We start from the raw sequence: 23,879 nt of genomic DNA, 5'->3' as shown, positions 1-23,879 counted from the left end.
GGAATTTACTTTTTAATGATGAATAAATATGCTTAAAAAGAGAGTAACTCTTGTTTTACCTGTTCCATGAGCCACATAGGGGTTGATGTAGCGCCACAGATTCCAACTTTATCATTCGGGGCAAACCAATTTTTATCAATTTCTTCGATATTGGAAATAAAGTACGACTGGTCATTGTACTTCTTACAAACGTCATACAGTACTTTTCCATTTGAAGATTTCTTTCCGGAAACAAACAGGATTTTATCGTAGTTGACCACAAATTTCTCCAAGTCGCCATACCTGTTGGATACTTGCCTGCAAATTGTATCATTGGCTTTCACCTCATATCCCCTGCTGATCAGTTCGTCTTTTATCTGGTAGAATTTATCTGTGCTTTTGGTAGTTTGGCTATATAAAGTGAATTTAGACGGGAGTTCTACATGGTCAAGCTCGGCAATATCCATAAATACGATAGCTTTGCCATCAGTCTGACCTTGCAACCCTACTACTTCGGCATGTCCATGCTTCCCGAATATCAATATCTGCTCATCTTCATCGTGAGAGTTTTTGATCCTGTTCTGCAGCTTGAGGACAACGGGACAGGAAGCATCGATAAGTGTCAACTGGTTTTCAAGAGCAAGCTGATAAGTAGAGGGAGCTTCTCCATGTGCCCTGATCAATACTTTTTCATTATGCAGGTTTCGCAGTTGCTCATGATCTATGATACGAAGGCCTTTATCTGTTAAACGCTTAACCTCTTCATCATTGTGAACAATATCTCCAAGACAATACAAATACTCATCATTGGCCAGAATATCTTCTGCCATGTCGATCGCATAAACGACGCCAAAACAAAATCCTGATGCCTTATCTATAGTTACGGTTAAATCGTACTTCATCTCTTATCTGAAAAACTTATAGTAATACAAAAGTAGACAAAAAAGTAAACAACTTTTTCGAAATCCCTTTCATAAGTAAAACCAACATCATCAACATTTGTACTGGATGCAGTACTGCGTTCAGAAAAGGATTTTGAGCAGTCAGAAAAGAATTCATCACCCGGGTCAAAAAAATCAACCCTGCCGGGAGGAAAAGGAAAGCTGGTTCGTACCTGAAGAAAATCAATATCGGGCCTGCAATCACCAACGTCAGATAAATAAGTACCACAAGTACGTTATTCCCCAATGTTTTGATCAGCTGTTCAGAAACTTTTCCGCTATTAAAGGGCTCACGAACATAGAGGAATTTATTTGCAAGCAGAACTTCCATCTTTAATTTTTGCTGATCATTACCAGTTACCGAAAACCTGTTCATCCTCCTGTAACTTTCTGCTGAATAAAAAATACAAGCCTCATTTACCATCGAAAGCGTGAGCTGATTGCGCTTAATAAATCTTAACGGAAACAAACTAAGCAGCAGAAAATCATTCAGTGGAAAGCAAACCCAGGACCACAAGCCAGAAATTTCACGATTGGGAATCACACTCAACAAGTCCAGATTAAATACCTTTACACGATAAATCATATTATTGATCAATCCCTTCCCGATCGTTGTATTTACAGTTGTAAACAAGATGTATTTACCAGTTACTTCAAGAACTCCTGAATCGGCTTCCAGCTCCTGCTTAAAAAACACTTCGATATTTTCATAATCCTGAATTGTTACTGATTCCAGCAAGAGACCAGCATCTTTTCTATCTCCGTCAATGACAATAGATACCTTATCCGTAAAGTGTTTCCCATAATAGCCCAATTTAGGGTTGGACAAAAAATTAAAAAGTGTTACGGAAAACCTGAGTACCAGAAAAACGAGAACGGCATATACAAAAGTGATCATTCCTTACTGTTTTGGCTCTTTAACGCCCTGTTGTAGTGCTTATTGTATTCGCTCTTCAACAACTGCAGACTCATATATTCTTCAGCCTCCCATTTCTCCACATAAGTTGTCATTTCTGGTTTTCTCCTTCCAAAATAATCTGAAAGGGTGACTGCAAAAACAATCTGAAATTTCTTTTTAGAGGAGTTCATGACCTGCATCACCCCTTTTTCAAAACCAATACTACTTACATAACTGCTGCAGGATTTTCCTTGTGGAAACATCAGCACAAGATTATCGGGGTCGTTCAACAAATGCCCGGCATAGTTTAGGGTTTCAACCACATCTTTACCTCTGGTATCGGCAGCAAAAGCACCTAGATATTTCAGGAACCAGTGTTTGGCATAGTCCTCACTGGTTACCAGTACATTAAATTTCTTTTTAAAAACGGCCTTGTTTAGCTGGAACATTAAAAACCCGTCCCACCAGCTGAAATGATTAGAAAAAAGCAATATTGCTTCATTTCTATCTGTATCTATTGCATTAAAAGTATAAGCAGAGAAATCCCTTTTGATAATGTAAGTGATATACCAGGAAAAGATCTTATAGATTACAGGGCTTTTTCGGGACTGGTGCATCCCTCTAAAATGAGAAAAAATAGCCTCAAATCCAAATGACTAACTCAAATAAACGCGGTCTTCTTCTCCCTCTACATCCATAATTACATCTACATGCTCCTTTAAAACAGTAGCCATCTGTAGCCCGACAAAATCTGTTGCGATAGGGAATATTTTGTGGCTCCTGTCAACAAGCACTACTGTACGGATTTTTTTATGCGGGGTATTCAGAAAAACACCAAGTCCATATGCCAGGGTCTTACCGCTGTTCAGCACATCATCTACCAATATGATCACCTTATTTTTCCAATGTGATTCATCCAGATCTGTACTGGCAATCAATTTGGTACTCACTCTATCCAATTCGACTTTCAGCATGGTCACCTTGATATCCGAGATCTTGGTCAGCACCTTTTTCAATCTCAATGCAAGCTTATATCCCCTATCCCATATTCCGGCCAGTACGACTTCTTTTTCATTCAGGTTATCCTCCAGGATCTGGTAAGCGATCCTGTTGATTTTTTGCTGTATCTGTTTTTTATCAAGAATTAGTAATTGAGATTCTGCCATCTGTTATCACATTGTTTATGCTACAAAAAGAACGATTTTAAGGTTCATATTCAAACTTAGATAAAAATAAATTAAAATTTCTGCAACGTTTGGCACCTAAGTGCGTCTTATTAATATAACCTAACTAAAACTACATGAAACCATCATCCCTTTTCATGATCGCTTCATAAAATCAAAAACTATAACCGCCATGAAAAATCCCTATGTATTGAAATCTCTTTTCACATTTCTTACACTGCTTTCAATCGCTATAGTAGCGAATGCACAACAAAGCAAAACCGTTCCGATTAGTAATTTCAATCAAATTACGGTCTCCAGCGGCATAGATCTTTACCTTACACAAGGTACTGCAGAAAATATCCGTGTATCTGCACATCCTGATCTTTTAAAAAATGTGGTCATAGAAAAGGAAGGAACTACGCTGCATGTCAAATACAAAAACAACATCAGCTGGTCCAAGTTATTTAAGGGGCAGGACATCAAGGTGTATGTCAACTACAAACAGCTTCAATCAATCAATGCAAGCGGTGGCAGTGATGTATATACTCAAAACATTTTAAAAGCGGATAAATTATCTATCAATGCCTCAGGTGGCGCGGATTTAAAACTGAATGCCATGGTAAAGAACATTGACATCAACAGCAGTGGCGGTGCCGATATTGACCTGAAAGGATCGGCTTCCAACATGCAAATTGACATAAGTGGTGGCAGCGATATAGACGCGTTGGAATTTGTGGTAGAATATGCAAAGGTAAATGCGAGCGGTGGCTCAGATACAAATATCAATGTGACAAAAGCACTTGAGGCAAATGCAAGTGGCGGCAGTGACATCAATTATAAAGGAAATGCTTCGGTTAGAAAAACCTCTTCGGGTAAGAGCGGAGACGTAAGCAGAATCAATTAAAATTTAGAGTTTAGTTTTTAGTAGACCCTGCCATATGGATGTATGACAGGGTTTTTTAATTAATTTCTTGCCTTGTAAGGATAGAAAATAAAATTCGCTCCTTCGGGTACAATTACAAAAACGCACATAAAATCTTCAGGCTTTTTGTAATTCTTTAAAAACAAAGCCTTTTTATCGGGCTGTATAATTCCTTTTTCTACAAACTCTTCAACAGTTGATGCCTGGATAGTCCACTCCGTATTTAGTTCTTTTCTATCCAGAATAACCTCTCCAATACTTACTGTATACTGATGGGCAATAAAAATCGGGTTTGATGAAATGCCCTGAACCATGATCTCTACCGCAACTTCCTTTATTGAATCTGCATACAGTTCCAGATCCTTTTCTAAACTTACGAGAGGGCTTTGCTTCTTTTGTTCAGGTTTTTCCTGCTCAGGCTGAGGCAATAATTCTTCTATATCCATGCTAATCTTTTATTCTTTAAACAATCAATTGCTGCTGCCTGTAAATTTCAGCAACACTACATTCTCAACATGCTGGGTATGTGGAAACATATCCACCGGCTTAATCCGTACCACTTCATACTTTTCCTTTAACAAGGCCAAATCTCTTGCCTGCGTAGCAGCATTACAGCTCACATAAACAATCTTTTCCGCCTCCATTTCCAGCAGTCTTTCCACAACATCAGCGTGCATACCTGCCCTTGGCGGATCAGTAATCACAACATCCGGCTTGCCATGCTCAGCTATAAAATCTCTTGTCAGAATATCCTTCATGTCTCCGGCATAAAAAATGGTGTTGTCAATTTCATTAAGCGCTGAGTTAAACTTAGCATCTTCAATAGCGGTAGGCACATACTCAATACCCACTACCCGTTTTACACTCCCCGCCACAAAATTGGCTATCGTTCCGGCTCCTGTATACAAATCGTATACGAGCTCATCTCCCGAAAACCCTGCAAACTCTTTGGTGATCTTATACAATTCATGTGCCTGATCAGAATTCGTCTGGTAAAATGATTTGACACCGATCTTAAATTTAAGACCGTTCATTTCTTCGAAAATATGGTCTCTGCCCGAGTAAGTAATTACCTCCTGATCAAATATGGTATCATTCTTCTTTTGGTTGATAATGTACAGCAGAGAAGTAATCTGAGGGAAATTAACTTTAAGAAACTCCATCAATCCATCCGCTTGTACCTGCTCCACATAAGCAAAAACAACAGCCACCATCACCTCACCTGTAGATGATGTACGGATGATCAGGTTTCTCAATGCGCCTTCATGGTTGCGCAGATCATAGAAGCTCAACCCATTATTTAAGGCATAAGTCCTCACACTATTCCTGATTGAATTTGAAGGTTCAGCTTGCAGATAACAGTGTTGTACATCTAATATTTTATCGAACCTTAAAGGCACGTGAAATCCAAGCGCATTCATTTCCAGATCTTCATTTGGCCCTTCCAGATCTTCCGGCCTTTCAGCCATATCCTGCTTGCTCAGCCAGCGTTTGTTGGAAAATGTATATTCCAGCTTATTTCTGTAATATTTATTCTCCGCAGATCCCAATATGGGCTCCATAGCTGAAGTATCTATTTTTGCCAGCCGCTGTAATGCAGCCTCGACGTTCTTATGTTTAAATTTCAATTGGGAATCATAGCCCATGTGTTGCCATTTGCAGCCGCCACAGGTTCCGAAATGCTGACAAAAAGGGTCTGTCCTCAATTCAGATGCTGTATTTAAGCTTTCTATAACAGCCTCAGCAAAATTCTTTTTCTTCTTTACAATGCGGACATCAACCACGTCACCAGGTACTGCTTTGTCTACAAATATGACCAATTCATCTGCCTTACCAACCCCTTTGCCCTCTTCGGCAATATCAATAATACTTAGATTTGGAATGATGGTTACCGTTCCGGCTTTTCTATTTCTACTCATTATAATGCAAACTTACAGGATTTTTTTCAGACATAGGAATTTCAGACAGGCACCTGGCGGTGCCGTAGGGTGAAGAAAATCAGAATATCAAACCTTACTTGCCAAAGATCTTAAGGATTAAACCAAAAACACCTTCAACCAGGTTAAAGCTCATGTCAAACTTCTCTTCTACCAATACGGAAATCTCTAAAACCTCTTTACTCATAGTTATATGACTGATACAGTCAAATATAAGCCCTTTTATACCAAATACCAAAACGGTACAAGTTAAGAGATTGTAAAGAAAACTATAGTGCCGCTTTTACAAGAAATGGCAATAGCTCTTTTTGAAAACTTACAAAGTTCTTGCGGACATCGGCATCACTCACCGAAGTAAAGGCAAAAGAAAAACAGATACTTTTACTCGCCTTTAGCAAAAAGGCCAGTCCTTCTTTTCGGGAAGGGTTATTTTTAAAATGATCAAGTTCCAGATATGCGGACAGCAGCAGTGATTCCAGCTGGTCAGACAAATGTTTTAAAAACTCCTGTGAGTTTGCATTTTCACGGACGAAATCCCAGCCAATAAACTCGTTACACACGGTATATGTCAATCTGCAGGTCTTCATCACTAAAGCTTTCAAATGTTCTTCTTCATCTGCAAACTGCGCTTTATTTTTCAGGATCTCATGCAGGTTCAGATCCAGATAATTCATCAGGATCGCATCCAGGATCTGCTCTTTACTTTCAAAATACTTATATATCGTAGCTTTTGCTATTCTGGCCTTTTTAGCGATCTCATTCACACTGGTTTTATGATAGCCGTATTTCCTGAACAACTCTTTAGCAGCCCTAATTATGCTTTCTTTTATTTTCTCTGGTTCCATTAATTAGTTACATGTAATGTATTCCCTGCTATATAAGTAGTATATTTTTTTAGCGCAATCTCTGCCGGAGCTTTAGCAGGGCTGCCGTCTTCTAACAGGTATTTTGCTCCCGAACATTTATCGGTCACTGTGAAACTCGGTTCATCTAACTCTACTGCACACATTTTCTGTGGATTTACAGTACTGCACCGGTCGTAGGCTACATAATTACCATTCGTAGTTCTGTAAATTACTATCCCGGCTACACCATGATCAGAGAATGCCACGGCTCCCCCCGGACTACTTAACCGGATCAATCTCGGGTCAGTCAGCGGTGCACTGAAATTCACAGGAACATTCGGAATTACCAGGTTGTCTTTCCCACAGCCGACGAAAGTCAGCACCAGCAAAAACATACCTGATATCTTTCTGATCATTATATTAATGAAGTTTTATATTGCTTTAAGAAGCGGGTATCGTTTTCTGAGAACAGACGCAGATCCTTAATCTCAAACTTAAGATTAGCAATGCGCTCTATGCCCATTCCAAATGCAAATCCACTATATTTCTTACTGTCGATGCCGCAGTTTTCCAGTACATTGGGATCTACCATACCGCAGCCAAGAATTTCAACCCATCCGCTATACTTACACATCTGGCAACCTGCGCCCTTGCAGATCGTACAAGATATGTCCATTTCTGCAGATGGTTCTGTGAATGGAAAATATGAAGGGCGGAAACGCACTTTTGTGCCCTCACCATAAAGCTCCTGTACAAAATAAAATAAAGTTTGTTTCAGGTCGGCAAACGAAACATTTTCATCCACATAAAGGCCTTCTACCTGATGGAAGAAACAATGTGCCCTTGCAGAAATGGCTTCATTACGGTACACTCTTCCTGGCATGATCGCTCTGAACGGTGGCTTTCCTGCCTCCATCATACGCACCTGCACAGACGAGGTGTGTGTACGCAAAGCAATGTCGCCGTTTTCACCTCCTTTTTTAATAAAGAAAGTATCCTGCATATCACGTGCCGGGTGCTCTTCCGGAAAGTTCAGTGCAGAGAAGTTGTGCCAGTCGTCCTCAATCTCAGGGCCTTCGGCTACAACAAAACCAAGCTTGTTAAATATTTCTATAATTTCCCTTCTTACCAATGCCAGCGGATGACGAGCACCTACTTCAAAGCCTTCTCCTGGCAAAGTCAGGTCCAGACCGGAGTCTTTCTGACTTTCAGTCGAGCTGCTTTGATCTTTAAGGGTCTGGTATTTGGCTTCTGCCAATTGCTTAAATTCATTTAAAACTTTACCCAAAGTTCTTTTCTCTTCAGGTGAAACAGCTTTAAACTCATCAAAAATATCTTTGATTATTCCCTTGGTACCAAGGAATTTAATGCGGAATTGTTCTAATTCATCAGCGTTATCAGTAGAAAACGCATTTATTTCTGCAGTATACTGTGTTATCTTATCTTGTAACATGCGCCAAATATACAGCAATTTATAGAATAAAAAAGTAGCGACTGAGTTCAAAAATCAACTTGAAGTATGCTTCATGGAAGAAAATGAACTCAGTCTGACTATTTTATATACTTGCAGGGGCGACCTACTTAAGTACGCCCAGTTCTTTACCTACTTTTGTAAACGCAGCAATTGCTTTATCTAAGTGATGTTGTTCATGTGCTGCCGACAATTGTACACGAATCCTTGCTTTGCCCTGACCTACTACCGGATAGTAGAAACCAATCACATAAATACCTTCTTCCAGCATTTTAGCTGCAAATTCTTGCGCCAGTTTAGCATCATAAAGCATTACCGGAACAATCGGATGTACACCTTCTTTGATGTCAAATCCAGCTTCGGTCATTTTCTTACGGAAATAAACTGTATTGCGCTCCAATTTATCTCTTAAGTCAGTAGTCTCACTCAGCATATCCAGCACCGCAACAGAAGCACCAGTAATAGCCGGAGCCAAAGTATTAGAAAATAAATAAGGGCGTGAACGCTGACGAAGCATATCAATGATTTCTTTTTTACCTGATGTAAAACCACCTGATGCACCACCAAGGGCTTTGCCTAAAGTACCGGTGATGATATCTACCCTGTCCATTACGTTGAAATGCTCATGTGTCCCACGGCCCGTCTTGCCAATAAAACCGGTACAGTGTGATTCATCGATCATAACCAATGCTTCATATTTATCAGCAAGGTCACAGATTTTATCCAAAGGAGCTACAACACCATCCATTGAAAATGCACCATCGGTAACGATGATTCGGTGTCTTGCATCTTTAGCTGCAATCAGCTGCTGCTCAAGATCAGCCATATCTGCATTTTTGTACCTGAAACGTTTCGCTTTACACAAACGCACACCATCAATAATCGAAGCATGGTTCAGCTCATCGGAGATGATCGCGTCCTGATCATTAAATAACGGTTCAAAAACACCGCCATTGGCATCAAAAGCCGCAGCATATAGAATCGTATCTTCTGTTCCGAGAAACTTAGAAAGTTTTTCTTCCAGTTCCTTATGTACATCCTGGGTACCGCAAATGAAACGAACGGACGACATTCCGTAGCCATATTTATCAATAGCTTTCTTTGCTGCATCAATAACTTTAGGATCTGAAGATAATCCCAGATAGTTATTCGCGCAGAAATTGATTACTTCCTGACCTGTGCTGACTTTAATATCTGCACCTTGTGGGGTTACAATAATACGCTCACGTTTAAATAAACCGTCTTTTTCTATTTGCTCCAACTCCTGTTGCAGAGCAGGTTGTAGTGTTTTGTACATATGTATTTTTAATTATTGCAACCAAAGTTATAAAAATATCATCTTCTACATAGAACGGAATTAAATGATGCTAAAAAACTTTAGCATAATAATTGTGTTTTCTTAAATAACAAAACCGATATTTAAGCTTTAAACCTTGTAATGAAGAACATATATATAACGCTACTTATCCTTACGGGTGCTCTAAATAGCTTTGCACAGCAATTCAAAATCAGCGGAACAATCAGCGATACAGACGGACAGCCTGTACCATTTGCTTCAGTATACATCAAAAATACCACAACCGGAACATCTGCCAATGTAGATGGGGTTTATTCTTTTGCTGTAAATCAGGGAACAGTAATCATTGTATACCGGGCCATTGGATACAAAGCGATTGAAAAAAGTATTGAGCTCAATGAAAATACAACTCAGAACATCACTTTGTCTGCCGAAACCTACACACTAAATAATGTTACAATAAAAGCAAATGCAGAAGATCCGGCTTATGAGATCATCAGACAGGCTATAAAAGCAAGGAAACAGCATTTAACTGAAGTTGCGGCATACACAACTAATGTCTACATTAAAGGTGTACAAAAACTGGTAGGTGCTCCTAAAAGATTCTTTGGACGCGACATTCAAAAAACACTCGACCTGGACACCAATAGAAAAGGAATCCTTTACCTGTCTGAATCTACATCAACTTTTGCCTATGAGCGCCCGGACAAGATACATGAGGAAATGATTTCTTCTAAAACCGCCGGTCAAAACAATGCCTTTAGCTTCAATAAAGCTTCAGACCTGATCATCAATTTTTATGAAAACATACTGTTAGAGAACACCTTGAGCTCAAGAGGCTTTGTTTCGCCCATCTCTGACAATGCCATGCTGTACTACAGGTATAAACTCCTGGGTGTGAGTAATGAAAACGGAGCCACTATAAATAAGATACAGATTATTCCACGCAGGGGGTACGATCCGGTCTTTAACGGAATTATCTACATAAAGGATGATTCATGGCACCTGGTCAATGCAGAGGTATTCCTTACAAAAAGCTCAGGCATCAATCTCATTGACACGTTAAACATCAAACAGCAGTTCTTAAAGGTGGAAGACACTTATATGCCTTCGAACATCAACTTTCAGTTCAACGGAAACATATTTGGATTCAAGTTTGAAGGCTATTATGTAGGTGTCTATAGTAATTATAATTTGCATCCTGATTTCCCTAAGCACTATTTTAACGGCGAAATTCTAAAGATCACCAAAGCTGTAAACAAAAAAGATTCTTTATTCTGGCTCAATAACCGACCTATTCCACTTACGGGTGAAGAAAGCCGTGACTATGTCCGAAAAGACAGCATCGCCGCCCTAAAAACTTCCAAACGCTACCTGGACTCGCTGGAAAAAGCGAACAATAAGTTCGGAGCAGTTAAATTGATTGCTAGCGGATATACCATTAACAACCGCTACGAAAGAACGTCTTTTAGTTTTGACCCACTATATAAGGCTGTCTTTTACAATACAGTAGAAGGATTTGCAATAAAATACGGCGCCACCTATACTAAAAGACTGGAAGACAGCAGACGGTACAGCATCAGGCCTGAAATCAGGTACGGCTTTTCAAACAAGACCCTCACCGGGAGTCTGTCTGCAAACTACGTTTACGACCCTGTTAAGCGTGCCAACATCTATATTTCAGGAGGGTCAGGCATATATGACTTAAATAATTATGGCTCTATGACCTTATTGGGGAATACCATCAACTCCCTGTTGTTCGAAACCAATTTCTCTAAATTCTACAAAAAGGAATTTGCAAATATTGGTACGACAAGAGAGCTGGCCGTCGGTTTGCAAGCCAGTCTTGGAGCAGGATATTCCCGCAATTATAACCTCGTTAACACCACTCACTTCAAGATCAAGGATCTTAAAGGAGAGGAATTCACCTCAAACAATCCCTTCAATCCCGATTTCGAACTACCACTATTCCCCACCTATGAAGCATTTACCATCACAGCTTCTTTAAATTACACCATAGGACAGAAATATATCACCCGTCCAGATGGCCGCTTCTATCAGCCGTCCAAATACCCTACAATCGATCTTTCTTATAGAAAAGGGGTACACGGGATATTAAATAGTGACGTAGATTATGATCTCGTTACCTTAGAAGTTTCGCAAAACAGAATTAGTTCAGGCTTATGGGGATATTCTTCCTTTGTTGCAGGCGTCGGAAAGTTCCTGAACAATAACCAGGTATTCTATCCCGAGGCCAAACATTTTTGGGGAAGCAACTCCTTATTCACCCTCCCTAATCTCAGACGCTTCCTGTTCCTTGATTTTTACTTATTCAGCACAGACAGGGAGTATGTAGAGGCCCATTTCGAACATAATTTCTCTGGTTTATTTACAAATAAAATTCCCTTGCTGCGTAAATTAAAGCTGGAAGAAGTTGTAGGTGCCAGCTATCTGAGCCAACCGGTAAAAAGAAACTATTATGAGTTTTATTTCGGCCTTCAGCGGTTGATCTTCAGAGCGACTTATGGTTTTGCTTACGATGGAAATAAGCGTGTGAATCATGGATTTAGGTTGAGTTACGGGTTTTAGAAATTTATGGCCGTTCAGTCTTATACTCCTCAATCTCATTGAGAAACTCCATTGCTTTGGTCAAAGTTTTTCCGCCGAAGCTCTCCAGAGCAGCTTTAACCCATTTTACGTGAATGTTTTTGTATGTAAGTTTTTTAAACAGGAATATCGAGCCAAAGGTAAAAAACGAAACAATTACCAATTGAATCAGCCAAAAACCAATGCCCGCATTTGCTACCAACTCCTGATTGTACCAAAACGTACAATAAAATGGAGTTTGTAAAACCAATATCCTGCCGACGTTAGTAAACGACGATTGGATTTCAGTTATTTTTCTTTGGGACTCTGTGATGCTGTCTTCAATGTTTACTTCTGCTAGCATTACAATGTGTCTGATATAAGCGAATGTGGCAAATACATTAAACAATATAATAAAGCCCACAGATATCACAAAATAGATGTTATCCAAAGTATTGACCACTAAAAAGACTAAAAAAGCGATCCATACCACACCCAGGATTACGCCAATAACCTGATTTTTACGAAAAGCGCGCAACTTATGCTCAGCTTTCTGGGTCTGCAATTCCTTCATTACTCTCAAATTAAGGGCTAATGATCTTTCCAGCTTTGCATCATAGCTACTCCACAACTGTTTTATATCTAACTCTTCCATTTTTCCGGTTGTTAATTATTGCTAATACTTAAGAATCTTTGTTTCAATTTTTCTTTAATTCTGCTTACTTTGGTTCCAATGTTTGTTTCCGAAAGGCCCAGGATCTCAGCCATTTCTTTCTGGCTCTTTTCTTCGAGATAAAGTAGCATCAATGCCCTGTCAAGCTCTTTTAATTCATTGATAAACTGCTGCAGCAGTTTTAGATTGACCTCATTATCAATTGGCACATCATCTTCTAAAAGCGCTATTACATTTTCTGAGATTGGACTGATTAGCGCTGTTTTCTTCCTCTCTTTTCTATAAGAAGTAATCGCAACATTTAAAGCAACACGGTACATCCAGGTAGTAAACTTGCTCCTGCTATCATATCCTGGAAATGAACGCCACAATTGAAATATAATTTCCTGAACCAGATCTTTCCTGTCCTCCTCGTCTCTATTAAAAGAATTGGCAATTTTGTAAATAATGCCTTTGTTCTGTTCAATTACCGACACAAATTGCTCCTTTTGTTTAAGAGTATCCATTGTAATGCATATGCTTAGAATAAAGTTATACTTTTTTAACTCACTCAATTATTCGCATTGAATCTCAAAATATCACAAAGTAATAGAATAAAAAAATCCCTTATAAAACACGTCATCCTGAATTTATTTCAGGATCCCGAACATGTCATTTAAAAACCTGCTCAAACGGGATCCTGAAATAAATTCAGGATGACGAACTGTAAAAAAAGAAAATCTTAAATACTCAGTTTCTTTCTGATATCAGAAGGAATTCCTTTTTTATGTAATAAAAACGCAGTGGTTTTGTATTTAACAAAGTTCTTACTTACATATAAATAACCTTTGTAATCATTAGTAGCACCCCATGAGTTTTTAACGATATAGTATTCTTTGCCATTCTGATCTTTAGCTAAACCAGTGATCTGCATACCATGATCATCAGTAGTTTCATAATCATCAAAAGCAGCCTGACGCATATCTACAGTAATTTCTTTCTCTGGTTTCGGACCATTGAACATTGATTTTTTCTCATCATCGCTCATGCTTGCAAAATCCTTCTCCGGAACAAATGCCACACCGTTTTTCCAGCTAAAGCCTTTCTCACTTACGTCAGTAGCCCATGCTACAGTAAAGCCACCTTTTAATGCATTATCAATGATTTTTGTAATATCATCCATTGGCACATTATATACCTGATCGTATGACCAGTTATCAGGCACCATCAATACTGCTTTTTCGTAGTAAGGAGAAGTATTGAAAGATGAAAGCTCAACATAATCAGCAGCATTAAGACCTACAACTTCTTTAGCAAAAGTCTTAGGAGTATATTCTTTTCCTTCATAAGTGAATTTCTCCGGAACAGCGCCCATGCAAGAATCAATAGTTGCGATGTACTTTGCTTTCCAGTTAGGATCAAATTTACCAGAAACCGCTTTCTTAAGGATGGCTTCTGTCAGTTTGTTCATTCTATCAGAAGAACCCGGACTACCATAATCATTACCATTGTAAGCTTCCTGAGGCAAAGCACCATATTTAGCAAACATGTTTGTCACATCATGACAAGCACCACCATCTCCTAAAGTCAATGCACCATGCATACGAACATAGTTGATTCCTTTTTCGATGTAAGCATTACGTGCTGTAAAAAGATCAGCAAGATCCACTGGCTTTTTACCCATACGGATCATTTCTGATTCCAGGAATGAGTTTGTGCTGTAGCTCCAGCAAGTACCTGAAGATTTTTGATTCTTAACTGAAGTCGCTTCAGCATTGATCACAGGAGTAAAAGTAAAACTGTTTTTGCTTCCCTCACTTGCATTATTTTTCAGTGAGTTTACAAGGTTGTCTTGTGCAAAGCCTACAGTAGATCCAAGGAGAAGGCCTGCAGCCATCCACAATGATTTCATTGAAGTTTTAGTCATTTATGTTTAAAGTTAGTATTGTACTTTTTGTTATATAACGTGCAAACTTAAATAAACTGCACAAGCATACCACAACATTTATGTAAAAAAACAGCGACTGGCTTGTTTGGCCATTTTTCACCGTCTTATCATCCTAAGGCGATCATCATCCTGAACTCGTTTCAGGACCCCGGAAGAGAAAGGTAAAACCAAAAAGCAGACTCCCGAATGGGAGCCTGCCTCAAGGTCTTAAACCCTACGTCACCGTAACAGCCCCTAAGTAAGCACTGATACTAGCCAGTTTCTTGTTACTACTCAAAAAAGCCAGCCAGCAATGCACAGACTCCCCTGCAAAATCCGCAGGCAAATCCAGCTCATACTCCAATGCCACACGTGTCACTGCACCAACACTCATCACAAACAAGTCCAGCATATCGCAATAAGCGATGCACACCGCCAGATCTCCAGGCTTCGCATTCAGCGAACCTACTGTAGCACCCCATGTAAATTCCAATGCCTGTCCCGCAACTGCAGCCACTTCCGGTGTAGCCGGCAAACTCAGCTTACCACGGCTCAGCTTCGCATTCGGATAATCGATCACATAATTCGGTGCCGAACCCGTTACCGCATGATCCAGATTGTACTGCACTGCAGCATTAAAACCGGTCATTTCCGAATCAAAATCCTGAAATCCAAGCGCTACAAAATCGCTGATTCCACTTCCCAGCCACTTTGTGATCATACCAAATTTCAGCCTTTGGTTCAGCTGCAATTCACTTGGCGGCCTGTTAGATTTTGCCGGGCGCATAGAAAAGACATTCTTGCCTTTTACAACCCGGCCAACGTTGTTACCTGTCCTGCCCACCAAATGGTAGTACGGACCTCCTGTTAATTTTCCCATCGTTTCTTATTTTATGATGGTGAATTTTGCTTTACTCCTAATAGGAGATGCCTTATTAAAAAGGCAGAGAGAGACGCGTTAAATCCGTTACATCACCAATCCATTTGAAGCAGCGCTTCATACTTTTGATGCCTTCATCCAACCAGAGGTTCAGCTCCATCAGACTATCTTCCTTCATGCCAATTTCCAGTACCCAGCTCTTATTCCTTGGACTTTGAAACTGAAGGATAAAGTAAGGATCAGCGCATCCCTTCTTCAAGTCATCAAGGTATTCATTCACATGCCTGGCAAATTCCTTTGCCCGTTCAATGGTTGTGATCCGAAACAACATCGCCTTTTTCCTAAATACCAACGAAGCCTTATTATCCGGTTTCTTATAAATACTGATGTTAAAGGGTTGCTCCCTTCTTACTTTCTTGCTCATAGGGTTAATAAATATTTGATGATCAAAAGTAAGAAGGGAGCTTCACTACAATGAGCCAATATTATACCGAAACCCCGGATTATAACAATCCTTGTTCATCTGCAGATAATATTTACACAGGCCCACTCAAATCAAGATGCCGGAACAGCAATAGCACAGACTGATTTTCTGAACACATTACTTCAACTTCTTAGGCCGTTTGGCAGCGGGTAAAAAATTCTCTTCAGATATCACTTTCTTTCCAGTCTTTGCTTCTAATGCCTGTCTTGCATCTTTTGCTATTTTACCCCCTTTTTTACCGGCTATCGCATTTTCATTCAAACCTTCTGCCTGATCACTTTCTGCAATTTGCCTGGTCGACAGCTCAGCCAGTGCAGTAAACAGCAATTCCGCCTCAGTCATGTGGTCCCTCAGATTCTGACGTTCCAGACCTTTCACATCCTTGTGTGTCTTTACCGTCATCCCGGTCCATTCCTGATGAATAATATTGGTCAGCAAAGCAAATTCATCACCCCTTTGCACACCGTGCTCCTGCCAATAATCAGTCAATTTGTTCCGGGTTTCCTGACCCGACATACGCTGCTGAATCCATTTTTCGCTTCTTCCCGCTTTCTGCCAGTTTTCCCTCGCCCTATCCAGACTTTGCTCAGGATCAGATATCTCCTGCATCCGCTCATAGCCCACTTTAGCCAACCACATTTTAAAAGGCTCTGCTTTGGGTGAGGGTACTGACTGAATGATACGCAATAAGCTTTCTGTATCACTACAATCCGTAGCGTATTTTTTTCCATCTGAGGATTCTAACTTCAGTTGTCGACAAAGTGTCGATAACTCAACTCCAGACAATTTCTCTCGCTTTTTCATTCTGTACCAATAGTCTTTCGGATCATTACTCTCCGTCAAAACTTCAATTACATCAATCACAGAAAAATACCATTTCTGGTTAGCATCACTCCATTCCGAACGGATTCGTTTACTTTCAAACAGTTTGATATCCATATAAATCTAATATAGCAAGTTAATACCCAAGTTTAAACGCTACAGCTATCTAAAGCATCCAAGACCTTTTCAAAGTTCTCGTCTATTTTTAATTGCTGACGTTCCAAATCACTAAGCTTCGAACATACCTGAGGATTTTCTTTTAAGAATCTACGCATATTGAAAAAAGCTTCAATAATATTAATACTCATTTTAACCGCAGTATCGCTACGCAGTACAAAAGAAAGCATAGCGACGCCAAGATCGGTAAAAGCATAGGGCCTTGACGACGAATGCTTCAAGGAGGCGAACCGGTCACAATTTGTTACCAGTTCTTGTTTCTCTTCCTGAGTCAACTGAAACATAAAATCTACAGGAAACCGTTCTGTACTTCTCTTTACGGCTCGATTCAAAACTCTTATCTCTATATCATACCACTTTGCCAAATCCCTGTCAATCATTACCCGTTTCCCCCGAAACGTCATAATTTCTGTTTTAATCCCTTCTGCTTCAAATGCCAATTGTATCTCTCTCATACCTTAAAATTTATTTCTAGTAAACATCGCAAAAATCTCAGAAACAAACAAACTATTAATTAATAAAATATCAGAATTAATTAATTGTAATTAATTACAAATTAATAAATACTTTGCCAGTATTTTGGCTTCTCCCACAAATTCCTCTTCACAACAACAATATTTTAAGGGCCGGAGAGAGTTTTTCATTCAATGCAGCGGAGGTTGGCAACCTCCGCTGCATCCCACTACAACAACCCTTGATCTTTCAAGACTCTTCTGAGCTGCTTCAGTGAGGCAACGCTCATTTGTAAATAATCAGCAATATCCACATCCCTTACAGGACTCTTAGTCGCCGGAAGCAACCTATCAAAATACTTGTAGAACTTCAATACCCTTTCCTCCATCGTTTTGCTGAGCAGGCGGTTTTTCATTTCTTCCATGTGATCACTGTACTTAGAAGCCGTTTGCCAGGCCACATCCTTCATGCCTTCTAAATCTTTATAGATCTGCTGCATGTGAGTGTTGCTGATACTCCAGACCAGCGTATCCTTGCAGCCCACAATGGTATATTTAGAAACCTGCTGTCTCATAAAACAATCCATTGCCACGATGGTGTTCTCACCATAAATCCGCATCACATAACGATCAGCTTTACTGTTGTAACCATATACGATTACAAATCCACTGACTACATAATAGGCATTCTTCGGTACCTCTCCTTCGTACTCCAGCGTGCGTCCCACTTTACAAAAAGGGCCAGGCCCCATGTTCTCCCACAGATAAGGCTCCAGTGGCCCGGGCAATGGCATATCAGGATTTATACCGTGTAATACATTCATTAGTTTTCCAAAGGGTTTTCTGTTGTTTAGCATTAATTTATTATTATTTGTTATTTGATGATTTTTCCCGAGGCCTTGTCATTCAGAGCGAATGCGAAGAAACCCAGAAATGCCTAATCAGGCTGTTCATTTTATTCATTATATATATTTAATTGCTTTTTATGTTAAAAAATTTCACAACTAAATATTATCACTAAAAAAACCGCATTTCCTATGCGGTCTCTTTTTTGCGGTGGCCAGCCTGTGCTGACCTTGTCGTTACGTCATCCTGAACTTATTTACTACGTATCTTTCCGCTGCGCTACAGGTCAGAATCCCGGTCTTACTATCTTTTTATATTTTATTCAATTATCATTACCATTTATCAAAACTTTGACTTTACTTGGCTTAGCCCGGCAGTCGCTATGCTCTCAAATCGCGACTGATCCCGAACCAAACCCTGATGACGCCCTCACCAGTTTTCCCCTATTCTAAATCTTCCCTCCCATCTCCTTTATCTTCTTTTCTCTGTCCAGCAAATGCTTCGCCTGTATCTCACGTATGCGATCCAATAAATTATTCTCCTCCTTCAATTTCTCTCTTTCCTTTTTCAGAAACTCCAGTTCCGAGATTACCGATTCGTAAAGTTTCTTATAACTAAATCTCATAACCCAAATTTTAATAAAACAATTCTACTTTCGCTATCTCTTTCATTCAAACGACCTGACTCCAAACACCAATACTTCCTCCAAAGTCTTCACACCATCAGTAATCCTCATGTCTACATCATCCACACCATCAAACAAAGTCAAATAACCACGATCTGCCCTGTAAAGCGCCCACACATCTTCAAGCCTTATCTTTTCCAAATCCTCAAATACCTCTACACCAAATTCCTTTATAAACTCTTCTACACATATATCATCAGACCAGAGCCTTACTTCTCTCATATCATCATCAGTCTGGTCTTGTAGCAGATAGCACAGCGTAACTTTTCCAGGTTCATAAGAACAGATGCTAATCACATGCTTATTGGTAAATACCTTAAGTTCCCTATCCCTCATCAAGAAATCCAGTAAACTCAAGCTTGTCAATTTTTTGATTATTTCTATCATATTTTTTGTAATTCAGTGCTAGAAAAGGCGGGAGAGCCTGATCAACAATCCTGCTCCATTAAGTTTAAATTGTAACTCTCCCTTTCCTTTTCATAGATTCATTAAACCTTAGACAGTCGGGAGGTGCTTATAGAGTATTCCGTTCTTAAATAATTCTTTTCAATTATATTTTTTGACTACACTTTCCGCCGTTATACTTTCTCGATGCAGGTTTAAACTTTAATAAAAAAATCTTCCTGTTCCAACGCTATTGTTCGTTATAACCTCAAACGAAATAACCCGCTCCATGAATGTTTCTTCTTATCTAACGAAACTTGTCAATAGACTCATTAGATTTTTCCAAGCGCCCACCTTCATAAATTAAGACTACAACCATTGTACTTTACAACCTCTATGAAAATCAATTTATCACTTTCAATCATTACACTATTGTTATGCACTCTATTTATCGGTTCTTGTAAAAAAAATGAAAATGACGCTCCTGATCAGGTAACTAAAGAACTACCGAATGAAAACATCATTTTTAACTGGGGACAAGCTCATAACGGGCGATGGTTACCATATCTCTTAGGCAAAATCAAGCAGGAACATCCTCAAGCAAATGCCGAGGAAATATTCCTGCTTCTAGGGAGTTACCTGCAACCGATAAATGATGCAACTGCTTATTATTCCGAAAACATTTCTGTTGAGACTCTCCGAACTCTCGAAGACCAACAGCAATGGCTTCGTAGCTATTATTCCAAAAACTATGATCAAATCAACAACAGTCTGGCCCTTCGTAAAGACATGGACATATTATATGAAAAGTATAAACAAATCTCTACCCGGAAACTAAACCTCAATAATAAAACAGCGTTTGGGAAAATTCAGAGCATTCAGAATTCTAATAAAAGGATGACTGGGGATAATCTGGAAGAAGTAGTAATTAGGGGAGGATGTTATATCCCGCACGGGCTGAAGGTTTGGATTGATACTTATTATGGGCCACAGTACCTTGATTATATCAGGAATGGTCTTGACCCGATGTATACCCCTGTATCCCCAACGACTCAAAAGAGTAACAAGGGAGAAGTCTGTGAAAACTATTATAACGCATTTTCTAATGCAGTTTTTGATTTAGTCAGAGCGTTTGGTGGTTGTGATGAGACCGCGCAAACCGCACTAAATGCTATACTCAATTACACAAGCTGTATTCCTCAAGGAGGTGGGTCTTCACCTTCCGATCCATATGGACCAGGTAATGGAAATGGGGGAAGCACCGGAACAGAGGCAGCAAATATCTGGGCGGGCTATGATCTGAAAATTGACTCCGAAGCTAGGCCATGTCTAAGTTCAATTGCTTCAAACGTCAGTATAAGCGGAACCATTGTTTCAGCTTATGAAAGCATTTTTTCCGATATCACAGATCATAACACAGTAGCAGGAATGATAGTGAGACTCTCCAACTCTAATGACTGGAATGTTAAAATCAGGGAAGAGGTAATCGCGGATGAAACAGATGCAGAAACAGGAGCTATAACAAGGGTTAATGCCAGAACAAGAGCGGTGGGTGGAGTTGTGAGCGTTACTTTCAATAAGAATTATCTTAATCAGGCGACAGACCTGGCGGTTGCTCGAACAATGATACATGAGTTGATGCATGCCTATTTTGTTTATGGCATCAGCAAACCAACAGATCCTGCTTATGCGGAATTTGTTGAGGCAAATGATCTGCTTTTTAAAAAAGACGGCACTCCTTTTGATAATCAAAACAATGCGCAACATCAGCTTATTGCCGCTAAATACGTCGACAAACTGGGCGTAATGCTTGAGTACTACGCTATAAGCCGGGGAATCACCTCACCAAATCCTACATTGTCTTTGAAAGAATATTGCAAAGATCTAGCGTGGGGTGGACTCTCAGAGACAAAAGCCTACAGAAAATATGCACCAAATAAGTCAAGAATACAGGTTACCCTATTAAAAGAACAAAACAATGCCGCAGGTTCCACCAATAAAAAAGGATGTTAAAATGAGAATTATAATAGTAATACTGCTAATCGCCAGCAACTCAGGTTTTGCCCAAAGCAAACACTCGGATGATAGAACCTTGGTCCATCAATATGTTCTAAAAAACTTGAAAGCTGAAGGAAACAAATTGAATGTTTTCCCATCGACCAAGAAAAGATCTTTTGACGGCTTCGATTTCAAAGCAACAAGCAACCTAGATCAATCACCGGAAAAACCCTGGAATAAAAAAGAATGGATTGAATTCCTGAGCAATGTAGACACCGGAGCAGTTAAAGACTACCCTTTGAAGTGGGTGAAAAAACAATCCAATGGCGCTGTAAAAACGGCTACCCCGGGTTCCCAGACTTTAATTTTTGCTCCAGCACTTTTTTCTGCAGACAATAGTAAAGTGCTAATCATAGCGGCACTATATTCACCTAATAGATCTTCTGGGTCTAATATGGCATGGTATTTTGAAAGAACGGAGCATAAATGGCAATTAAAGGGCGTTCAAACGTATTTGTATCGGGACTAATTTTGTAGAATAGGGAACTATCAAAAGCATAGCGATGTCTATCGGCCAAGTACCAATACAGAAGGGCAATTATATGGTACGTAGCTAAGGCTGCTTACCAGACAAGCAACATGTAATTCATCTTTACAGAGTGTTTAAGTTACCAAAATACATCAACAGGGTAATCTGGAAAATGTTGGTCTCTCGAAATAATAGTTAAGTTTTCAGTAATAGCTTGCGAGATGATCATCCTGTCAAATGGATCCCTATGGTGAAGGGGTAAGTCAATTACTCCTGAAGTATGATCGAAGCTAAGTGGAAACCATAAGAATGTATGGGTATCCAACAAATACGCCATTACATATAATCCTTAAAATCTTCTAATGGTGCATCAAAATCATCTGAAAGTTTAATCTTACCTTTTAAACTACCAAATTTAGGTGTGGGTGCTTTTAGCTTTTTCTTTTTAGCTTTTTCAATCAGAAAGTCAATAAAGTCACTAGCTTCCGATTTAAGTTCGGGAGGTAATGTCTCTAATTTTGTGTATAGTGATAATGAAGTCATATACTTTGCTTTTGATCTGTTACAAATTTACAAAATTTCTTCTACAATAACCATGTCGGATTTTTTCCAGGCACCAAACTATTTCTTACCCCCTCTGTCACACCGTGACATCTCCCCCTGCAAGGTGGAGAGCACAAATCTCCTTCTTTGTATGGCTACCCATCTACACGCAGCGACCCGTCTTTATTTCAGTTTCACTCGTTTGGAATAACTGATGTAAAAACTGCAACACAAGATCTATTGCCGATGACATTTATTGACCATGATAAATTTGACAAGGAAGCTGTTACAGTTAAGATTACACCATTCGGGGAAAGATTTATTAAAGTAATAAATGATAAATTCGAGTAAGCACGATCTTATTCGTCTGTAATGAGGTAGGCCCAAGTACCCCCCTCCATACACAATAGCAATTCTATTGTTGGTAATGCAGAAAAATCAGGGAAATTTATTTTACAATCACAATAAAATTAGTACCTTCTAAAAACCAAACGAATCAACTATGAAATATCTTTACTTATTGACACTCGGCATCCTACTACTTGGAGCGTGTACTCAAAACTCAAAGACAACTGAGTCGGCGGGACAAAACAGCGCAAGTAAAAGTTCAAATGCAGCCCAACCCAACTCCCAGTATGTTATAGAGGCCAATACTATGATCTTTCATGATTCTTCAGTAGATGATCCCATTACATCCCGCAGATTTTTTAGATGCGACGATGTTTTTTCTTTAGGGGTTTATGCCAAACTTTATCCATCAACAGGCACAACGAGAAATTTTAGGGTAATAAGCATCATCTATGATGAAAAAAAAGTCTTAGATATCAATCTTGATGATCCTACCGATCCTCCAATGCCAACCGCAATTGAATCTTATCTTTTAGGTTATAATATTGAAAATGGGTATGGTAGTATTAGTCTCTCTGTCGTAAAACCATCAGATTTCGCAAAGACCGAGATCTATGTACAAGATATAAAAAGTTCTATTTCTGCACTAACAAATATGGCCTATGATTCCCGAAATGTAATGGCAGATCAGATTGTAAACAAAAAATATACAGAGCGAAACAATACTGTTATTCCTTATAGAAGAATGAATGTATTTAGCGATAATATCTATATTAAAAATCCCATGAACAATTCAAAAATGAAGGTGATAGATATTTATCGCCCTGCAGAAATAGAATACTCAATCCGAAATTCAGCACCTATCAGCTCGGTTAAATGGTTTCTAACAGCTATCCCGACAGATGCTGATGGTAAAAATGCAAATGGAAATTTGTATTATGTACCAAATCCGCGAATAGTCGAAAAATAGAAGGCTTTTATTCACTCTTAAGGTGCCGGACTATACAACCTTGTATGCAGATCGTGAAAAAAATCGTGTTCCATATATCCTATAGGTAGTTTGATACAAATTAATTAAGAAACAACCCGCACACATTTAACAGTGTAACC

Annotated in this window: 28 protein-coding genes; 5 read left to right on the top strand and 23 right to left on the bottom strand. The window is 39.3% G+C overall.

Annotation, left to right across the window (positions count from 1 at the left end; all coding sequences use genetic code 11):
* Window positions 1–32 precede the first annotated feature (32 nt).
* The 4 genes from R2Q78_RS10510 to R2Q78_RS10495 are packed head-to-tail and all read right to left on the bottom strand — an operon-like array spanning window position 33 to window position 2,984.
* The gene (locus R2Q78_RS10510; RefSeq protein ID WP_316791524.1) at window positions 33–881 is read right to left on the bottom strand and encodes a 4-hydroxy-3-methylbut-2-enyl diphosphate reductase; all 849 of its coding nucleotides are present in this window, start codon (window positions 879–881) and stop codon (window positions 33–35) included.
* Window positions 882–897: 16 nt separating this feature from the next.
* Window positions 898–1,818 (bottom strand): hypothetical protein, encoded by a 921-nt coding sequence (locus R2Q78_RS10505; RefSeq protein ID WP_316791522.1) that lies wholly within the window; start codon window positions 1,816–1,818, stop codon window positions 898–900.
* Window positions 1,815–2,435 carry a 1-acyl-sn-glycerol-3-phosphate acyltransferase gene (locus R2Q78_RS10500; protein WP_316791520.1) on the bottom strand — a complete coding sequence of 207 codons (621 nt, stop codon included), beginning with the start codon at window positions 2,433–2,435 and terminating at the stop codon, window positions 1,815–1,817. The genes R2Q78_RS10505 and R2Q78_RS10500 overlap by 4 nt, the downstream gene beginning before the upstream one ends.
* Before the next feature lie 39 nt (window positions 2,436–2,474).
* A complete protein-coding gene (locus R2Q78_RS10495) occupies window positions 2,475–2,984 on the bottom strand; it encodes a phosphoribosyltransferase family protein (protein ID WP_316791519.1) in 510 nt (169 codons plus the stop codon).
* Between the two features lie 190 nt (window positions 2,985–3,174).
* On the opposite strand from R2Q78_RS10495, the gene R2Q78_RS10490 reads away from it, so the two are divergent.
* The gene (locus R2Q78_RS10490) at window positions 3,175–3,888 is read left to right on the top strand and encodes a head GIN domain-containing protein (RefSeq protein ID WP_316791517.1); all 714 of its coding nucleotides are present in this window, start codon (window positions 3,175–3,177) and stop codon (window positions 3,886–3,888) included.
* 59 nt (window positions 3,889–3,947) lie between these two features.
* Here R2Q78_RS10490 and R2Q78_RS10485 read toward each other — a convergent pair whose 3' ends face one another.
* The 7 genes from R2Q78_RS10485 to kbl all read right to left on the bottom strand — a co-directional run bounded on the left by R2Q78_RS10485 (window position 3,948) and on the right by kbl (window position 9,456).
* A complete protein-coding gene (locus R2Q78_RS10485; protein ID WP_316791515.1) occupies window positions 3,948–4,352 on the bottom strand; it encodes a hypothetical protein in 405 nt (134 codons plus the stop codon).
* A 24-nt stretch (window positions 4,353–4,376) separates the two neighbouring features.
* Window positions 4,377–5,825 (bottom strand): 23S rRNA (uracil(1939)-C(5))-methyltransferase RlmD, encoded by a 1,449-nt coding sequence (rlmD, locus tag R2Q78_RS10480; protein WP_316791513.1) that lies wholly within the window; start codon window positions 5,823–5,825, stop codon window positions 4,377–4,379.
* A 94-nt stretch (window positions 5,826–5,919) separates the two neighbouring features.
* Window positions 5,920–6,030: a phenylalanyl-tRNA synthetase subunit alpha gene (locus R2Q78_RS10475; RefSeq protein ID WP_136837441.1), complete on the bottom strand. Its 111-nt coding sequence runs from the start codon at window positions 6,028–6,030 to the stop codon at window positions 5,920–5,922.
* Between the two features lie 82 nt (window positions 6,031–6,112).
* Window positions 6,113–6,688 carry a TetR/AcrR family transcriptional regulator gene (locus tag R2Q78_RS10470; protein WP_136837440.1) on the bottom strand — a complete coding sequence of 192 codons (576 nt, stop codon included), beginning with the start codon at window positions 6,686–6,688 and terminating at the stop codon, window positions 6,113–6,115.
* A complete protein-coding gene (locus R2Q78_RS10465; protein ID WP_316791510.1) occupies window positions 6,688–7,104 on the bottom strand; it encodes a hypothetical protein in 417 nt (138 codons plus the stop codon). Before R2Q78_RS10465 ends, R2Q78_RS10470 begins: the two co-directional genes overlap by 1 nt.
* Window positions 7,104–8,141 carry a phenylalanine--tRNA ligase subunit alpha gene (gene pheS, locus R2Q78_RS10460; protein ID WP_316791508.1) on the bottom strand — a complete coding sequence of 346 codons (1,038 nt, stop codon included), beginning with the start codon at window positions 8,139–8,141 and terminating at the stop codon, window positions 7,104–7,106. The genes R2Q78_RS10465 and pheS overlap by 1 nt, the downstream gene beginning before the upstream one ends.
* 124 nt (window positions 8,142–8,265) lie before the next feature.
* A complete protein-coding gene (gene kbl / locus R2Q78_RS10455) occupies window positions 8,266–9,456 on the bottom strand; it encodes a glycine C-acetyltransferase (protein ID WP_316791506.1) in 1,191 nt (396 codons plus the stop codon).
* A 141-nt stretch (window positions 9,457–9,597) separates the two neighbouring features.
* Here kbl and R2Q78_RS10450 point away from each other — a divergent pair, with 141 nt between their 5' ends.
* Window positions 9,598–12,045: a DUF5686 and carboxypeptidase regulatory-like domain-containing protein gene (locus R2Q78_RS10450; protein ID WP_316791504.1), complete on the top strand. Its 2,448-nt coding sequence runs from the start codon at window positions 9,598–9,600 to the stop codon at window positions 12,043–12,045.
* A 4-nt stretch (window positions 12,046–12,049) separates the two neighbouring features.
* Here the strand turns inward: R2Q78_RS10450 and R2Q78_RS10445 are convergent, their stop codons facing one another.
* From R2Q78_RS10445 to R2Q78_RS10400, 10 genes are all read right to left on the bottom strand, one after another.
* A complete protein-coding gene (locus tag R2Q78_RS10445) occupies window positions 12,050–12,697 on the bottom strand; it encodes a hypothetical protein (RefSeq protein ID WP_316791503.1) in 648 nt (215 codons plus the stop codon).
* A gap of 11 nt (window positions 12,698–12,708) precedes the next feature.
* The gene (locus R2Q78_RS10440; RefSeq protein WP_316791501.1) at window positions 12,709–13,221 is read right to left on the bottom strand and encodes a sigma-70 family RNA polymerase sigma factor; all 513 of its coding nucleotides are present in this window, start codon (window positions 13,219–13,221) and stop codon (window positions 12,709–12,711) included.
* Window positions 13,222–13,436: 215 nt separating this feature from the next.
* Window positions 13,437–14,621 (bottom strand): aminopeptidase C, encoded by a 1,185-nt coding sequence (locus R2Q78_RS10435; RefSeq protein ID WP_316791499.1) that lies wholly within the window; start codon window positions 14,619–14,621, stop codon window positions 13,437–13,439.
* 235 nt (window positions 14,622–14,856) lie between these two features.
* Window positions 14,857–15,501, bottom strand: coding sequence for a DUF6266 family protein (locus R2Q78_RS10430; RefSeq protein ID WP_316791497.1), 645 nt, complete (start codon window positions 15,499–15,501; stop codon window positions 14,857–14,859).
* Window positions 15,502–15,556: 55 nt separating this feature from the next.
* On the bottom strand, window positions 15,557–15,925 hold the full coding sequence (locus R2Q78_RS10425) for a hypothetical protein (protein WP_316791496.1): 369 nt from the start codon (window positions 15,923–15,925) through the stop codon (window positions 15,557–15,559).
* A 177-nt stretch (window positions 15,926–16,102) separates the two neighbouring features.
* Window positions 16,103–16,924: a Bro-N domain-containing protein gene (locus R2Q78_RS10420; protein WP_316791495.1), complete on the bottom strand. Its 822-nt coding sequence runs from the start codon at window positions 16,922–16,924 to the stop codon at window positions 16,103–16,105.
* A gap of 32 nt (window positions 16,925–16,956) precedes the next feature.
* The gene (locus tag R2Q78_RS10415) at window positions 16,957–17,439 is read right to left on the bottom strand and encodes an ORF6N domain-containing protein (protein WP_316791494.1); all 483 of its coding nucleotides are present in this window, start codon (window positions 17,437–17,439) and stop codon (window positions 16,957–16,959) included.
* Window positions 17,440–17,666: 227 nt separating this feature from the next.
* Window positions 17,667–18,293: a Crp/Fnr family transcriptional regulator gene (locus R2Q78_RS10410; protein WP_316791493.1), complete on the bottom strand. Its 627-nt coding sequence runs from the start codon at window positions 18,291–18,293 to the stop codon at window positions 17,667–17,669.
* A 437-nt stretch (window positions 18,294–18,730) separates the two neighbouring features.
* Window positions 18,731–18,907, bottom strand: a complete 177-nt coding sequence (locus tag R2Q78_RS10405) for a hypothetical protein (protein ID WP_316791492.1) — start codon at window positions 18,905–18,907, stop codon at window positions 18,731–18,733.
* 42 nt (window positions 18,908–18,949) lie between these two features.
* Window positions 18,950–19,354, bottom strand: a complete 405-nt coding sequence (locus R2Q78_RS10400) for a hypothetical protein (protein ID WP_316791490.1) — start codon at window positions 19,352–19,354, stop codon at window positions 18,950–18,952.
* Between the two features lie 393 nt (window positions 19,355–19,747).
* On the opposite strand from R2Q78_RS10400, the gene R2Q78_RS10395 reads away from it, so the two are divergent.
* Window positions 19,748–21,364, top strand: a complete 1,617-nt coding sequence (locus R2Q78_RS10395) for a hypothetical protein (RefSeq protein WP_316791488.1) — start codon at window positions 19,748–19,750, stop codon at window positions 21,362–21,364.
* 1 nt (window position 21,365) lies between these two features.
* The gene (locus R2Q78_RS10390; RefSeq protein WP_316791487.1) at window positions 21,366–21,878 is read left to right on the top strand and encodes a hypothetical protein; all 513 of its coding nucleotides are present in this window, start codon (window positions 21,366–21,368) and stop codon (window positions 21,876–21,878) included.
* Window positions 21,879–22,017: 139 nt separating this feature from the next.
* Here the strand turns inward: R2Q78_RS10390 and R2Q78_RS21905 are convergent, their stop codons facing one another.
* Together R2Q78_RS21905 and R2Q78_RS10385 are read right to left on the bottom strand one after the other, a co-directional pair.
* Complete coding sequence (locus tag R2Q78_RS21905) at window positions 22,018–22,215, bottom strand: type II toxin-antitoxin system VapC family toxin (RefSeq protein WP_410478483.1); 198 nt, start codon at window positions 22,213–22,215, stop codon at window positions 22,018–22,020.
* The gene (locus R2Q78_RS10385; RefSeq protein WP_316791486.1) at window positions 22,215–22,421 is read right to left on the bottom strand and encodes a DUF2281 domain-containing protein; all 207 of its coding nucleotides are present in this window, start codon (window positions 22,419–22,421) and stop codon (window positions 22,215–22,217) included. Before R2Q78_RS10385 ends, R2Q78_RS21905 begins: the two co-directional genes overlap by 1 nt.
* 502 nt (window positions 22,422–22,923) lie before the next feature.
* Here R2Q78_RS10385 and R2Q78_RS10380 point away from each other — a divergent pair.
* Window positions 22,924–23,739, top strand: a complete 816-nt coding sequence (locus R2Q78_RS10380; protein ID WP_316791484.1) for a hypothetical protein — start codon at window positions 22,924–22,926, stop codon at window positions 23,737–23,739.
* Window positions 23,740–23,879 lie beyond the last annotated feature (140 nt).

This window comes from Pedobacter frigoris (genome assembly GCF_032678645.1).
Taxonomy (GTDB): domain Bacteria; phylum Bacteroidota; class Bacteroidia; order Sphingobacteriales; family Sphingobacteriaceae; genus Pedobacter; species Pedobacter frigoris_A.
This window is presented reverse-complemented; position numbering and strand designations above follow the sequence as displayed.